Annotated in this window: 4 protein-coding genes and 2 pseudogenes; 2 read left to right on the forward strand and 4 right to left on the reverse strand. The window is 66.0% G+C overall.

The genetic code is table 11. The annotated features are described in order from the left end of the window. The first annotated feature begins 4 nt into the window (after positions 1-4). On the forward strand, positions 5-1,150 hold the full coding sequence (locus tag AB0M63_RS09050; protein WP_366018924.1) for an epoxide hydrolase N-terminal domain-containing protein: 1,146 nt from the start codon (positions 5-7) through the stop codon (positions 1,148-1,150). A gap of 151 nt (positions 1,151-1,301) precedes the next feature. Here the strand turns inward: AB0M63_RS09050 and AB0M63_RS09055 are convergent. The 4 genes and pseudogenes from AB0M63_RS09055 to AB0M63_RS09070 all read right to left on the reverse strand — a co-directional run. Next, positions 1,302-1,717 (reverse strand): annotated as a pseudogene (locus AB0M63_RS09055) (transposase); the annotation flags it as partial. 173 nt (positions 1,718-1,890) lie between these two features. Beyond that, positions 1,891-2,617: pseudogene (locus AB0M63_RS09060) on the reverse strand (transposase). 642 nt (positions 2,618-3,259) lie between these two features. After that, the gene (locus AB0M63_RS09065) at positions 3,260-3,922 is read right to left on the reverse strand and encodes a hypothetical protein (RefSeq protein ID WP_366018925.1); all 663 of its coding nucleotides are present in this window, start codon (positions 3,920-3,922) and stop codon (positions 3,260-3,262) included. Positions 3,923-3,984: 62 nt separating this feature from the next. Then, positions 3,985-10,671 (reverse strand): RHS repeat-associated core domain-containing protein, encoded by a 6,687-nt coding sequence (locus AB0M63_RS09070; protein WP_366018926.1) that lies wholly within the window; start codon positions 10,669-10,671, stop codon positions 3,985-3,987. Between the two features lie 581 nt (positions 10,672-11,252). Between AB0M63_RS09070 and AB0M63_RS09075 the strand changes: the two genes are divergently transcribed. After that, positions 11,253-16,283, forward strand: a complete 5,031-nt coding sequence (locus tag AB0M63_RS09075) for a LamG-like jellyroll fold domain-containing protein (protein WP_366018927.1) — start codon at positions 11,253-11,255, stop codon at positions 16,281-16,283. The last annotated feature ends 167 nt before the right edge of the window (positions 16,284-16,450 follow it).

The following is a 16,450-nucleotide window of genomic DNA, read 5'->3' on the forward strand; positions in this document are numbered from 1 at the left end:
ATGTGTGCTGACATCAGCCCCTTCCGGATCCAGACCGCAGGCCGATCTCGACGACCTGCACGACCGGCTGGCGCGCACTCGATCGCCGTACCCGGTACCCGGCGCCGAATCGGAGTGGGATCACGGCATCCCGTCCGCCTACCTGCACGAGCTGGCCGCCTACTGGGCGGACGGCTTCGACTGGCGGGCCCACGAGGCCGGGCTGAACGCCTTGCCGCAGTTCCTGACCGAGATCGACGGGCAGACGTTCCACTTCCTGCATCTCCGTTCGCTGGAGCCGGACGCCACGCCGCTGCTGCTCAACCACAGCTACCCGACCTCGTTCGTGGAGTTCCTCGAAGCGAGCGGCCCGCTGACCGATCCGCGCGCGCACGGCGGGGACCCGGCCGACGCGTTCCACGTCGTCATTCCCTCGCTGCCCGGCTTCGCCTTCTCCAGCCCGCTCTCGGCGCGCGGCTGGAATCTGGAGCGCACCGCCCTGGCCTTCGGCGAGCTGATGACCCGGCTGGGCTACGAGCGTTTCGGCGTGGAGGGAGGCGGCCTCGGGGCCGGCGTGACCGGCTGGGTGGCGATGCTGCTGCCCGACCGGGTGATCGGCGCGCACACCCATGGCGACCGGCTCCAGCTCGGCATGGTCGGTGAGGATCTCCCGGTGCCGGACGGCCTGAACGAAGAGGCACGCGCCGGGCTGGCAGCGGCGCAGCACAGTTGGGCGCAGATGAAGGGTTACCGCGTACTGCACTCGACCGCGCCCAACGCCCTCTCGGCGGGGCTCGCGGACTCGCCGATCCTCCAACTGGCCTGGATCGCCGAGATGTTCGCGCAGTGGGCCAACCCCGCCACCCCGATCAGCCGCGAGAACGTCCTGATCACCGCCAGCCTCTACTGGTTCACCCGGACCGGCCCTGCGGCGGGCGGCTTCTACTGGGAACTGGCCCACGCCGGCAACCCGGGCTGGGGCGGTCCTTCCCCTGTCCCCATGGCCTCCTCGCTGTTCTACAGCGACCCGCTGGGTCGCAAGGTTCTCGGCCCCGCCGACAGCTCCGTCTTCTTCCGGGAGCACACCGAGGGCGGGCACTTCCCCGCGTTCGAGGTGCCTGGCCTGTTCGTCGACGACATCCGCGCGTTCTTCAGAACGCTCCGGGACTGACACGGCAACGATCAGGGCAGCGCCCGCCATGGCCGCGATCCGTCCGAAGGTCAGTGACCGGCAGCGCCGCGCCATGCTGGTCCGTCGTCACCTGCTCGCACCGTCCGCCCGCGCGACCTCGGTGGAGCAGGTGGCCCATACCCTTGGACCAGTTGCCCTTGAGCCGACAGTCCCGCAGGACCCTCCCGTTCTTCAGCCGGGACAACGCGTGCTCGACACGCGCCCTAGCCCGGCGATGGACCGCGTTTGCAGCCTCCTGCACAGGGCTCAGATGCTGTTGCCCAGGACGTCTGCGGTGCGGGATGAACAGTCCCGTTCCTTGGTAGCCGCCGTCCGCGATCACAAGAACGCCCCAACAGGCTGCGTCGACGCCGGACTCGGCGAAGGCGCGGCAGTCGTTGCGATTACCGGGCAGGGGTCCGCCAGCGGCAATCGCCACGGGCGGCCCCGCCGGCTGTCACCGCCCCGCCGCTGCACCAGCGCGACGAGCCGGTTGAACTGAGCCGAGCTCAACCCGATGAACGGCTCGATCCACTTCGGATCATCTGCTGAAATCACCCCGCCCATGTGACCATGCAACGTCCCAACAGCCACACCAGGTACGGGACAACCTCTAGCCTGGCTGCCGAACCCGCGGCACAGAGCAGGCGCCTTCTAAACACCCGCTCGCACACGGGTGGCCAACCCGGCGGCTGGTAGCAGGGCGTCGCGGCTAGAGGTTGTCCCGTATGGGGTCTGAGTTATCCGCTGAGGGCCAGGTTGTGCAGGCGTGCAATGCCGAGCATGGCCAAGTGAACCCCGTTGCCCTTAAGCCGGCAGTCCCGCAGTACCTTCCAGTTCTTCCGGCGGGACAGGGCGTGCTCGACACGCGCCCGGGCCCGACGGTGGACCGCGTTCTCAGCCTCCTGCTGCAAGCTCAGACGCTTCTGACACCGTCGTTTGCGGTGCGGGATGAGTAGTCCGGTGCCCTGGTACCCGCCGTCGGCAATGGTGGGAACACCGCGGCATGCCCGGTCCACTCCGGACTCGGTGAAGGCCCGGCAGTCGTTACGGCTGCCGGGCAGCGGGTCACCGATCGCCACGACCAGGCGGCTGTTGGCCTCGATGACAACCTGGAGGTTCGTCGAGTAGCGATAGTTCTTGCTCGAGGCGGCGATGCTCCGCTCCCGGGCGGGCACCAGGGTGCCGTCGACGATGTACACGGTGTCTTCCCGTTTGCGGCGGGCCGGGGAGATCGCCAGCAGCGGCGCGAGGTGGTCCAGGACCCGGCCCGCGGCTGACTTCGAGATCCCGAACAGCGGCGCCACCTGCCGCAACGTCAAGTTCGTGCGCCAGTACGTGGTCACCAGCAACACCCGGTCCTGCAGCGACAATCGCCATGGCCGACCTCTTTGGATGTCACAACCACCGCACCAGTGCGACGAGCCGGTCGAACTGTGCCGGCTTCAACCCAACGAACGGCTCGATCCACTTCGGATCATCAGACTGAAATCACCCCACCCATGACCGGAGAACGCTTCAGCTGCCACACCGGATTACGGGACAATCTCTAGCCATACCAGTCCTCAGAAAAGTCCCCTGATCCTGCTCCAGCACGACCTTCTCGAACGGCTCCCGCCTGCAAGACGCCTGCGCAGCCAGCCAACGCGTCGTCAAACGCAAGATGTCCAACTACCGGCTCAAACGGGCCGAACACCACAGCTGGCCCCAACCCACCCGCACCGGCACCCGAGCAGTCCTCATTCAACGACCACAACCCGCGAACCCGTAGGGCAACGGCATCGCCTCTAAACGTGTGCCCGCCAGATCAGATGCCGCTCACCAGCAACCCGGCGGAAGGATCGTGCTGGCCTGGGACAACTCCACCCAGCACAAGGATGCGCTGATGCGCAAGTTATCGGCCGCACGGGGGCGGTGGCTGACCGTCTTCCCCTTGCCGGCCTGCACCCCGGACCTGAGCCCGACCGAGGCGTGTCGGCGAACCTGAAGAACGATCTGGGCCCCCTCGCGGCCCGCACCGTGGACGCCCTTACCGACCTCGCCCGGACACCGCCATGACGTCACCCCGAAACCACAATCTTAGTTGTGTGTCCGGTCCGCCTAAGGCGCTCAAAAATCCGCGCTCTCCCACCCTGCAGGAACAACCTCGCGCACGCCTTGGACATCCCCTCCCAGGGGTGCCGAAGCCCAGATGATCGAGTCACCATCCACACGCACGAGAAATTCAGCGCCAGCAAGCCATTTAACGGGTGAGCCCGTAGGGTCAGCCCAGAAAATATGCTCAGGGATATCAACTCGAGCAAGGGAATCCAAAAGCTCCCGAATTGCCTTCTCGTCAGCTTCGCGAAACATGGAATTTCCGGACGAAATCATGACCTCATTGAGAGTGGATTCAAGAAGATGCACAGAGAGCCGATCCTGATAGGGGAGCCACCCACCGTCATCATTCAAGTTCTTACAGAGCACGGGAGGATCAACCTCGCTCAATGAGTCAACGGCGATTCCCCAGAGCGCACATTTCTGATTCTCCTCTTGAAATACGAGAACGCTCTCTCCATCCACCCTCAAATCGCCGGGCAGCAGGAGGGGATCCTGGAAACCCATAAGGTCCTCCCTGCGTCCATACAGAGCCAAGAAGCTTCGGAGAGGCCCGGGGATTGACTTTCCTAGCTGCTTCTCCGCAGTTGCTAGTTCTTGCAGGGCACACCCCTGCGGGCCTTCCGGGTCACCACGCCACGCGAAGATCACCTCCGTGAGCAGTTCGAGGATCATGCGAGGATCCTCTGGTAGAACGCTCAGCTTCCTGGCTACGGAGAACACGGCACCTACTTTGGCTAGTGCGGGTTGTCGCCCCAGTCTAGCGTGCGATACCTGCCACCCTTTACATATTGACCAACATACCCATTCGGGCCGAAGACGTTCAGTTCATCAAGATCGAGATGTTTAGCCCATCCGCCGAGGCTGGATCGACAGAACCCGCACGGGATTTTCCCAGCCACATATAGATTTGCGGTTCCACCGCTAGCCCCCGCATTCGCCGCCTGAATGAATGCATCAGACTCGGCATGACCCATCGACTGGGGCATAACACTGGCCGGCCTCGGATACGGCTGTCCGTGCCCGTTCACTCCATATATGGGATCACGCCCGGAGAGATCAAGGCGCGCCACTACTGCGGTTTTACTGCCATCGCCAGCAGCCTGCAGCTCATCCAGCATCTTTTGCGCAGCAGCCATTGGGCCAGACATACCTGCCGGAACATCAAGTGCACCGCCATCCCCCAGGGGGCCAATCTGGAAGGTGCCAGTAAGCGGTGAGCACGCCTCGTTGTTACTTTCTTGCTCAGCTGTACATGTGGTGCGGTTTAGATATTTCCAGTATTGCTTGAGTTTCTTTTGTATTTCTTTCAGGAATGGGGTTACGTTCCGAGACTTGCTAGTGTCCGCCATGTCGCCGTTATAGGAGGGCGTCGAGCACGCGGAGAGGGGCCAGCAGTTGGAGTTACTAGATGTTCCGCTGTTGCTGTGCGATGTGCCCCAGGACGTGTTGTAGTGGGTCCGGCCACATGAGCCGTTGTGGCAGTAGCCTGCGCTGTTGTATCCGGGGTCGACAGGCCCGTCGGTGACGATGCCGCTCGAACCGCCCACCACGTTGCCCTTGGGAGTGCCCACACCGCAGATGTCCGCCATGCACAGGCCGGTGGGGTCGCTCCCGCTCACGGGGTTGTCGCCGGCATAGGTGTAGCCGCCGAGTTCTTGAGGGCTGGTGGCTTCGAATACGGGGTCGAGGCTGATGAAGCGGCCGAGGGTGGGGTCGTATTCGCGAGCGCCGATGTCGGTGAGGCCGGTGGTGGTGTCTGTGGTCTTGTTGAGGAAGGTGCGGTTGTCGGCCCAGGTCGTGGTGGTGCCGCGGGAGTTGCCGTAGGGGTCGAACTGGCGCCAGGTGGGGGTCTGGGCGGTGTAGTCGAGGTAGAGGCTGTTGGTTCCGTGCTGGTCGGAGTCGAGTTCGAAGCCGTAGTTGGTGCCGGTGCCCGTACGCACGGCGATGGCGCCGCCCGAGGTGCTGTAGTAGCGCACACCGGTGGCCGTGCCGGCGGAGTCGTTCAGGGTGATCTGCTCGCTGCCGAGATACAGCGTGGTGGTGCTGGGGTCGATCTGCAGGAGCAGGTTGCCCGCGGCGTCGTAGATGTAGCTGGTGGCGGTGCCGGTGGTGCTATTGGAGACGCTGGTGAGCTGTTCGGCGTTGTTCCACGCGAGGGTCTGGCTGCCGGTGCTGGTGTTTCGGCTGGTGGTGTTGCCAGCGCTGTCGTAGCCGTAGCTGGTGGAGGCGGTGGTGCCGCCGGTGGTGGTTGTGCCGGTCAGGGTGTTGGGCTGGCTGCTGGACCAGGCGCTGTCGGTTTCGGTGTCGCTGCCGGAGCCGGAGACGGTGTGCTGGGTCTGGCTGAGCCGGTTGCCGATGGCGTCGTACGTCCAGCTGGTCCAGTACGTTCCGCCAGTGATGCCGTCGCCGACGGTGCTGTGGTTGCTGCTGGTGGGGGTGGCCGCGCAGGCGTCGGTCGCGGTCCACGCCGCAGTGAGGCGGTCGAGGGTGTCGTACGTGTAGCACTGGGTCTCAGCGGTGCTGCTGGAGCCGGAGCGGGTGTCGGTCTGGTGCGTGATGTCGCCGGCAAGGTTGTAGGTGTAGGCGGTCTCGTCAATGCTGGCCGGGCTGGTGGAGGAGCGCGTAACGAGTTGGTCGATCAGGCTGCCGGTGTGCGCGTCGTAGGTGTCGCTGATCGTTGCGTACGCGGTGGAGGAGCCGAGCTGGGCCTGGGCGACCTGGTCGTAGGCGCTGTAAGTGGTGCTTTGCAGGTAGCTGTAGGTTCCGACGAGGGCGTTCAGTTCGTCGTCGTTGTTGTAGCCGTGGGTGACGGTCTCGGCAGGCAGGCCGCCGCCGAGGGCGTAGCCGTCGGTCCACAGAAGCCCGTTGACACTGGTGTAGGAGTGCGTGATCTTCCACGTCTTGCCCAGGACGCTTCCCTGTGCGCCGGAAGGGATGATGGTTTCTTCGCCCAGGGATTCGCCGAAGACGTTGAAGCCCACCGCTTGCTGCACGTAGGCGTAGCCATTGTTGTAGGAGGTGGCTGTGGTGACGTGTCCGACCGGGTAGGTCATGCCGGAAATGGCGGTGTTGGCGTTGTCGTAGATCCAGGCCGCGGTCTGGTTGCCGGGGGAGCTGGTGGAGGCGTAGGCGGTTTGGTCGGCTGCGGCTGCGGCGTACTGGCCGGTTTTGCGGTCGAGGGCGTCGTAGGTGTAAGAGACGTACCTGCCGCGGGAATCCTGGGCCTGGAGCAGGTTACCGTCCGCGTCGTAGGTCATGTCGGAGGTGGCGCCCGCTGTGGGATCAGTCTTGGAGACCACTTCCCCGGCCAGGTCGTAGGTGTTGGTCCACACCTGGTTCTTGGCGTCGGTGATGGTGGACTGCTCGCCGTGCCCGTCATACCCGTAAGTGGTGGCGCTGGTGGTTCCGTTCGTGAGGTAGAGCGTGTCGGTGGCGGTGTTCAGCGGCGTAGTCAGCGTTGGCGCGGTGGTGTACTCGTCGAGTTCGCTGGTGCGACCGAGGGGATCGGTGCGGGTGGTCTTGGTAACGCCGCCGGTAGGCGGGATGACGGTGGTGGCGTCGCCGTTGTACACCGTGGTGGTGGTTGAGACGATCGAGCCGTTCTTCTCGGATGTGTCGTAGATCTGTCGGCCGAGCCCGTCGTAGCTAAACACGTCCTGGTCGGCTACCTGGTTGTCGGCCACCGAGTCCAACGCCAGCGTGGGTGTGGTGGTGGAGTCCCAGTAGTCGGTGTTCGTCTTCGCCTTCCAGCCGCGCGAGTCGTACAGGGTGTCGTTGATCAGACGCCCGCCCTGCGGCGTGTAGGTCTGGGTCTGGCGCGCGCGGCCGAGGGAGTCCGCGATGGCAACTGAGGTGAGGTAACCGCTGTTGTCGTTGAGGCTGTTGGTTACCACACCCGAGAGCGAACTGTTGGACAGCGTGTACGTGTAGGTGAGGTTCGCCAGCGCGGTGGTGGCTCGGGAGTTCTTCCACACCGATGTGGCCCGCCCCAGCGCGTCGTACTGGAGGGTGGTCACCACGTGGTTGGCGTCGGTGGAGGTGAGGGTCAGGCCCCGCTCCGGATCAAACGTCGAACTGCCGCTGTGGGCGACCCCGCTCACGGTGGGCTCAGTGACGGACTGCCCGGTGGTCAGGTAGGCGGAATTCACCGTGTAGCTGGTTGTGGTGACGTTGCCATTGCCGCTGGTGGTGGTGGCGAGGCGGTGGTAGGTGCTGTCGTACGTGTTCTGCGCGGTGGTCCGCCAGGTGAACGCACCCGTGCCGTAATCGGTGGCCGTGCGGGTCATCGTGACCAGGCCCACGGTCGGAGCGCCGGCCTGCGGGAACGTCGTGGAGAAGGTGGTGTCGTCGTAGAACGTCCGGGTGGCGGAAACCACCTGGTCGGGCCTGTTGACGCTGGCGGGCGCACTGAGGGTGTTCAGCCCGTTGGGGACGGACGTGGTGGATCCCTCGGTGAAGCCGGAGCAGGCCACCGAGTCCTCTTCGGTGCCGGAAACGAGACCGACGAGGTTGGCGCTGGTGTTGGCCGGGGCATAGGTGGTGGCGGTGCAGCGGTCGTAGGCGGTGTCGGCCGGCACGGTGTGCGTGTAGGTGTAGGTCGGCAGGCCGAAGTCGTCGTCGGAGCGGGTGGCATCGTAAGTGGTGTCGGTCTCGCTGTAGCGCCAGCTCGTGGTACCGCCGTCGGTCAGCCGCTGCCTGGTCCACTGCTCAGCGGTGCCCGTCGCGTTGGCGGTCAGGTCCGGCAGCCCGGACCGGGTGCGGGTCCCGGTGGCTGCAGAGATCCAGTACGAGGTGATGGTGGAGTGGTCGACGCCTCCACCGTTGCCGAGGTAGGAGGTGGACTCCAGTATTTGCCCGCTGAGTTGGGGGGAGTCGGTGTGGCTGCCGCCCTGGGAGTCGGTCAGCGACACGCTGCGGTTCGAGGTGGACGAGAGCCGGTCGCCGTCCATGCCCTGGTAGTAGGCATCGACCTGCTTGGTCTGGGCGTCGCCGGAGCCGTTGCCGGTGGTGGTGGTTACCTTCTGGTAGCCGCGCCACTGCCCGTAGGTGCGGTACTTGGCCTTGGTGTTCTCGTCGTCGTCGTAGTGCCAGGCCGCACCGCTGTAGGAGTAGTCGCTCTCCTTGGTCGCCGAGCCGCCGGTCGTGTCGGTCTCCAGGACCTCCTGGACCGCGTACTTGTTGAACCAGTCCAGCATCGGGCTGATGTAGCCGCTGGGGGTCCAGTATTCCGGGAAACAGGAGGCTGTGTTCGAGGACGGTGTGGCCGAGGTCGAGCAGGCGGTGGGCAGTGTGTAGGAGACCCCGGTCACTCCGCCCAGTTCGCTGGTGATCGCCGTGATGCGATAGCGGAACAAGCCAGGATAGGTGGAAGTACTGACCCGGTTCTCCAGTGCCGAGCCAGTGAACTTCACCGCCGGCATGGTGATCGACGAGGTCGAGCCGCCCGCAGTGGTGTCCGAGCCGGTGCGCTGGACCGAAGACAGCCACAACGTGGCGCTCGTGGCGTCACCTGTCGACGGTTCCGTCTGCGTCAGCGCATAGGAGTCGACCGTCACATACGCACTGTTGGAGACCGAGTACTGCTGCGTGATGATCGACACCAGGCGAACGGTGGAGAAGTACGACGGCGCGTACGGGCTACATGTGGCCCCGGAGGCGCACACAAGGTCGTAGGGGACGTCCGGATAGTACGAGGCGTTGGAAGTGGTCTCCGAGCTACCGCAGTTGCTACTCGTGGAGGTACAGCGCCCCGACGTGCTGTAGACGATCTTGTCGGGAACGGTGCCGTAGGGGCCGGTGGCGGTGGTGAAGCCGTAGTCGATGTGCGCGAGGTAGGAGTCGCGCACGTACTTGACTTCGGAGGCTCCGTTGTAGGCGCCGTAGTAGTTGGTGTCCTGCTTGTAGTAGTACGCCATCGCGTCACCGGTGGCGGCAGTGACGTAGTCGAGGTGCCACTTGTAGGCCATGGTGCAGTAGCTGCTGGTGGCTGTGGAGTTGTAACAGGGGTCGGTGGAGTGGGCGGAGTACACGCGCTCAGAGTCCACCGAGTTGGTCGTGTCGTTCCCGGATGCCCAGCCGGGCAGTTCGTTGCGGCCGAAGTAGTACTTGGTGCCGTTCCGCTCCGTAATTACCCAGTACGACGTGTCGTAGGTGCCGGACCCGTTCGAGGAGCCGGTCACCTTGGTGACCGTCGCGCCGTTGTCGCCGGCCAACTTGTAGGTGGACGTGTCCTTGTCGTAGACGATCGACGTCGAGGACCCGTTCAGGGACATCGTCAGGACCGGGCCGTCGTAGCACTCATCCGTGGTGGTGACCGAGCCGGTGCTGCCCTCCGGCGAGTCGGCGCAGGACGTGAACTCCTGCGCAACGAAGGAATCCTGGGTGGTCCATCCGTCGCCCACCCAGGATGCCTGCGCCTGCGTGTTAGCCGTCTTTCCGTCGACACTGCCGGAGTCGTAGGACAGCGATGCGTCCGGCGCCAGCGACGTTGAGGCCGCAGGCGAGTCCACCTTGTAGGTGTAGGTGAAGTCACCCGACGAGCCTGACTGACCCCAGGAGCCCGAAGACGAGAGGGTTGAGGCGTAGTTTCCTCCGGCTCCGCCTTCCTGCCCGGTGGAGTCGGTAGCCGCGATCACGGTGGCCGCGCCGGAGGTTGAGGCTGTCTGCGCCGTCGTGGACCGGGAGGCCACACCGGTGTAGACGGCCGAGGACACCGATCCAGCGGCGGCCTGGCTGACGTTGGTGGAGGCGGCGCTCTTCACCGAGGCCGTGCTGCCGAGCGTGAGAGCTGCGGATACGGCTGTGTGGTTGGGCTCGTTGAGGGATGTCAGTGGTGTCTGCTTGCGGCACTGAGCGAGTTGAGGGGTGGTCAGCGCGCAGGCGGGCAGTATCACCAGTCGCAGCCGGGAGGCGTAGTTGCCGCCGACGGCCTGGCGGAAGGCGCCGTAGTCCAGGCCCACTTTCACTCGGCCCGAGCCAGACACCGCGGTGGTTGCGCTCTGGCCAGTGGTGAGGGTCCAGACGGGGCCGGACACACCCAGCCGGGTGGACAGGGCCCGCGACTTCACCGAGACATCAAGTGCCGTCGGTCCCGTGTAGGTGCCCTTGCTGGGTGCTACGGCCTGCGCCCACACCGGTGTTCCCGCCGCGACGGCCTTGGAGCCCGCCGTCGCCGAGTGCTTCGGCGCTGCGAGTTTCAGGGTCGCGGACGTGGCGGCCGGCCATGCCGTCCGGGTCGGTACAGCCGTGTGCCGGGTGGCGCCGGAGAGACGCACGCTCTTGTGCGTAACGGGCTTGAGGCCCGTGACGGAGCGACCGAGGTCCGCCTTCGGCTTGGTGGAGGCGGCCTTCGTGGTGGCCTGGGTGAGCGCGGTCGCCGTCGATCCGAAGGCCAGGCTCAGGCATATCGACCACGCAAGCACCGCGGCCCACCCGGTCAGGAGGCGCCGGGCAGTGCGGCGATACCGCACTCGTGCTGCTCCGCTGTTTGCGCGCGCGCCTCTACCTGACACGGCCTACCCCTCATCACGACGACATACGAAATCGCTGACGCTCGTGTGGGGTTCACGCGTCTGTTGCCCATGCCGCGTGATCGCTCGTCTGCCGACAAAGGAATACCTGAAAGCGCAATCCTGGTGAATAAGCAGTGAGAAAAAAATGAAGCGGCCGAGGTCGACAAAGAACTACAGAAACAGACATCCGTGACATGTGCATCTAGTGATCTGGGTCACACCATCTACTTGACGTGCCACAACTGCCCATACGGTGACGCCGCCCCCGACCGCCCGTACCCGAACGACGGCATTGGGGGGGCAGGGAAAGGCCGCCGCGATACAGCGTCAACAGCAACCAAAATTCGCTTTGCGAAAACATGGATCATTGCTGACGGTTTACCGATGGCGGCCTGTCGTTCTGTGCGGAATTTTCCATCAGCATGAAGACTTGGGGAAAGAAAGTGCAAAAGACTATGCGGACAAATCTGCCCCTTGCATGGGGGCGCCGCTTGGTCGTCAGCGCCGCCGCTCTCGCGGTCACCGGGGCATTGAGTACACCCGGCCTCGCGCACGCGGCCACATCGACGACGCGCGCTGCCACCACCCGCGCATCAGCCGGCTCCTCCGCCGGACTGACTGAGGATCAGGCTCTGGCGAAGGCTCGGTCCACCGGGAAGCCGATCCAGGCGACCGCCGCCACCACGGACTCCTCCACCCTGACCGCGAACCCGAACGGGACGCTGACGCTCAGACAGACGATCGCCCCGGTCCGCAAACTGGTGCACGGCAAGTGGGAGGACCTGGATGCCACGCTGGTCCGCCACGCGGATGGCACCATCTCCCCCAAGGTGACCACCAGTTCCCTGACCTTGGCCGGCAGTGCCGCCGACAGACCGCTGGCCACCATGCGGGCGGGCAGCGGCTCGCTCGCCGTGTCCCTCCCTTCAGGATTCGCCCTCGGCACACCGACCCTGTCGGGTCCCACCGCGACGTACCACGAGGTGCTTCCTGACGTGGATCTCGCGTTGACCGCACAGGACACCGGCGGGTTCAGCGAGGTCCTCGTGGTCAAGAACGCCACCGCCGCAGCCAACCCGGCACTCGCAGACCTTGCCCTGTCCACCAAGGCCACCGGAGTGACCCTGGCCAGCGACGCGGCCGGCGACATCACCGCCAAGGACCGTCACGGGCGCACCGTCTTCTCCGCCACCGCCCCCACCATGTGGGATTCCGGCCATGCCGCCACGAGCACCCCGAAGGCAACCAACCCGCAGACCGGCCAGAGTGTCGACACGCGTACCGGCGACCCGCTCGCCTCCAGCCCCTCATCGCCCGGCACCGCCGCCCGCACCACCAGCCTGAAGGCCGCCTACCACGCCGGGAAGATCCGGCTCTCGCCCGACCACACCCTGCTGACGGGCAAGAACACCGTCTACCCCGTCTACATCGACCCCACCTTCGTCCCCTCTGGCCAGACCGACACCGTGCAGGCATGGGCGTTCGTCGACAGCGAGTGGCCCGACACCACGTTCTGGAAGCCCGCCGCCTCCACCCCTGGCCCCCTGCACGTCGGCTACACCGACTGGACCTCCGACGTCTCCACCAACCGCGCGTTGTACCAGACCAGCATCCACAGTGGCATCTGGGGCGCAGAGGACGTAATCAGCTCCAAAATCTCCTTCTACGAGAACTGGTCGGCCTCCTGCACCAAGGAGGAAGTCGACCTGTACTGGACCGGATCGATCACCTCCAGCACCACCTGGAACAACCAGCCCAAACGGCTCAAGCTGCTCGACTCCCAGTCCGCCGCCCACGGCTGGTCCACCTCCTGCGGCCCCGAAGACGTCACCTTCGACATCCGCTCACTGATGGAGCAGGCCGCCGCCGGCAAGTACTCAAAGGCCACCTTCGAGCTGAAGGCCGCCGACGAGGGCAACGACCTGGCCTGGAAGCAGTTCAGCAAGCAGGCCACCATCACCACCACCTACGACCACACCCCCAACATCCCGACCTCGCTGACCACCAGCCCGGCCACCAGCTGCACCGCCACCACCCCCACCACCCTGGGCCTGGGCGACGTCACCCTGCGCGCCGGAGTGTCTGACCCGGACGGCACCACCAGCCCGCTCACCGCCGACTTCACCCTGAAGAACATGTCGAGCGGCACCACTTACGCCCGAGCGATCAACGCCACCAGCGGCACCACCGCAAGCACCCTCTACTCCCACACCAGCACCTCCGGCCCGTTCCAGGCGCTCACCGCGAAAACCGAGTTCGCCTGGTATCTCACCGTCACCGACCAGGATCTGACGAGCAGTCAGTCAAAGACATGCCACTTCTACTACGACCCCACCGCCCCCGGCGCCCCCACCATCAGCCCCGTCACCTCCACCACCAGCCAATGCCCTGAACTCACCGACAGCCCCTCGGGCGACAGCCTGTGCACGGTCGGCACCGCCGCCGGCTTCACGATCACGGACACCAACACCACGACCGCCCCGGGCAGTTACCGCTACCAGCTCAACGGCGGCAACCCCGTCAGCGTCACCGCCTCCAGCACCAGCCCCTACACCGCCACCATCTCGCTGAAGCCGACCACCCAGACCAACGTCCTGACCGTCACCGCCGTCGCCAGCAGCGGCAACATCGGTGACACCTACGACTACCGGTTCATCGCCCAGGCGCCCGCCACCGCCGCCTACGACGACCTCAACGGCGACGGCAACGCCGACCTGCTCACCGTCGGCGGCAAGAACTCCCTGCCCGCCGGGCTCTGGCAGGCCGTAGGCACCGGTGCCGGCAAGGTCGATGCCGTCGCCCGGAACATCGGTATCGACGGCAACGGCGTCTCCACCACCCAGACCGCCACCTCCTTCACCGGTACTCAGGCCATCACCGGCCACTTCTTCACCGGAGCCGGTTTCAACGACGTCCTGGACTACGGCTACGACACCTCCACCGGTGCCGTCAGCGGCGAGATCCTGCGCGGCCAGGGCGACGGCACCGGCCTCCAGCCTGTCGACTCGCTTCCCATCACCAACTCCACCGGCGTCTTCGCCCAGACCACGACCACCTTCAACGACGACGGCACCACCACCGACACCACCACTCCCGCCACCTCCCTCGCCAGCGGCGGCGGCCTCTACTACACCGTCAACGGCGAGACCCCCACGGGCTATCCCGACCTCCTCCTGCTGATCAACGGCACCCTGTACGACGAGAACTCCGTGCCCGGAGCGGGCCTCTACCCCGGAGCCGACCAAGCCACCGACCTGGCCGACTACAACCCCTACTGCCTCGCCCAGAACACCAGCACCACCACCAACTGCACCACCGGCTGGAGCGGCTGGACCATCACCAGCACCCTCGTGGGCGGCCTGCCGGCCCTCTTCGCCCGCGACACCAGTACAGACACCGGCGACCCCTCCCACGGGCAGCTCTGGTACCTCAGCCCCGACAACCTGCAGACCCTGACCTACGACTCCCTCTCCAACGGCGCCAGCGACACGACCCTCGCCTCCGTCGAAGCCGCCTCAACCGGCTGGGACTCCGTCAGCCAGCCCACTCTCCAGGCAGCCGACATCAACAACGACGGCACACCCGACCTGTGGACCACCAGCAGCACCGGCACCGCCGCCGCCCATGAGCTGGCCCTGTCCGGCACCACCGCCACCTGGACCACCCTTACCGGCCAGGCCCTGAGCACCGACACCCACGACTGGCCCCTCAACGACTACGACACCACCGCCCTGACCGCCGACGACTCGGCCACCACCGCGATCACCCTCACCGGAACCAGCGGCGTCACCGCCCCTACCGACGGCCTTTTCAACCCCGACGTCGCCCTCACTTCCGCCGACCACGACTACCTCCAGGGCAGCAAGGCCCTGGATCTCACCAAGTCGTTCACCACATCCGTCTGGGCCGATCCCACCGCCTACGGCGGCGCGGTCCTCTCCCAGAGCGGCAGCGCCGACTCGGGGATCCTGCTGATCCCCACCACGGACGGCTGGCAGTTCAGCCTCAACACCGGTGCGGGCACCGCCTGGAGCTTCGACACCGTCACCGGCGGCACCGTCCACCTCGGCACCTGGGCCCACCTGACCGCCACCTACGACAAGACCACCGGCGTGATGAACCTCTACGTCGACGACGTCTTCGTCGCCACCGGAAACCACACCGCCCCCACCACCGGAGCCGGGGGCAACTTCCAGCTCGGCGACGACTGGCACACCAGCGCCCGCGCCGACTACTTCTCCGGTGAACTCGCCCGCGTCCAGACCTGGACCGGCGCCGTCGTACCCCCCGCCCAGCCCTACACCCCGGCCGGATACCACCAGGCCGTCACCCCCACCCGCATCCTCGACACCCGCTCCAGCAGCGGCCTGACCTACACCAGCGGCATCACCGCCGGCGCCAGCACCGTCGCAACCGACTCCGTCACCCACCTGAAGATCGCCGGCGACAGCGTCACCTCCCCGGTCAGCGGCGCACCCGCCACGATTCCGGCCTCGGTCACCGCGGTCGCCGTCGACGTCACCGCCACCGCACAGACCGACGGCGGCTACGTCACCACCTATGCCGACGGCACCCAACGCCCCAAGACCTCTTCCACCAACTTCGCCGCCTCCACCACCGCCACCGGCTACCAGATCGTCCCCGTCGGCAACGACGGCAAGATCGACCTCTATACCCACATCAACACCACCGGCGGCACCGCCGCCCTGATCGTGGACGTCACCGGCTATTTCACCAGCGACTCCACCGTCACCGGTGACCAGACCTACACACCGCTGACCAGCGCGGTCCGCGCCCTGGACACCCGCTCCAGCATCGCCCACACCAGCCTCACCGCCACCGGCACCGTGGCCGCCGACAAGACGTTCACCCTGCAGATCACCGGCCTCAACGGCATCCCCAGCACGGCCACGGCCGTCGCCATCAACCTCGCCGCCGCCGACGCCGCCGGCACCGGCTACCTCCAGACCTACGCCACCGGATACGCCCCTACCGCCGACACCAGCCTCAGCTTCAACGCCGGCAATGCCATCGCCTCGCTCTCGGGCGATGTCCCCATCGGCACCTCCGGAACGATCACCATCTCCGTCCACGCCAGCGCCACCGCTGTCCTCGCCGACATCTCCGGCTACTACACCACCAGCACCACCGGCCAGAAGTTCCACACCATCAACCCCACCCGTCTGGTCGACACCCGCAGCGGCATCGGCGGATCGACCAGCCCCGTGGCCGCCAACAGCACCTACACCCTCACCAGCACCACCACCCAGCACGTCACCACGGCGACCACCCCCACCATCGCCGCCATGGTCACCATCACCGGCCCCACAGCCGGCGGCAACGCCACCGTCTACCCCACCAGCACCGGCAAACCCGCCACCAGCAACATCAACTGGGGCACCGGCGACACCCTCGCCAACCTCACCCTCACCCCCACCGACACCAGCGGATCCATCACCCTCTACAACGACAGCACCGGCACCACCGACCTCGTCATCGACTCCAGCGGCTACTACACCTGACCGACCTGACACGCTGAACCAGAAGGGGCCGGACCCAGCGCCAGCTGGGCCCGGCCCCTTCCTGCACACAAATGCACCACTGCCAGCCTCGATACCGGTGCAGCTCAGGTCCCCATGGATCTCTCAGCACGCCCTGTTTCCGCAGTTGAGTCCCAATTGTCAAACCC

It is taken from the genome of Streptomyces sp. NPDC051576 (genome assembly GCF_040681835.1).
Lineage (GTDB): Bacteria > Actinomycetota > Actinomycetes > Streptomycetales > Streptomycetaceae > Streptomyces.

Excerpts from the sequence above, each read along its gene's own strand:
- AB0M63_RS09065 (WP_366018925.1), bottom strand. The coding sequence starts at position 3,922 with ATGATCCTCGAACTGCTCACGGAGGTGATCTTCGCGTGGCGTGGTGAC.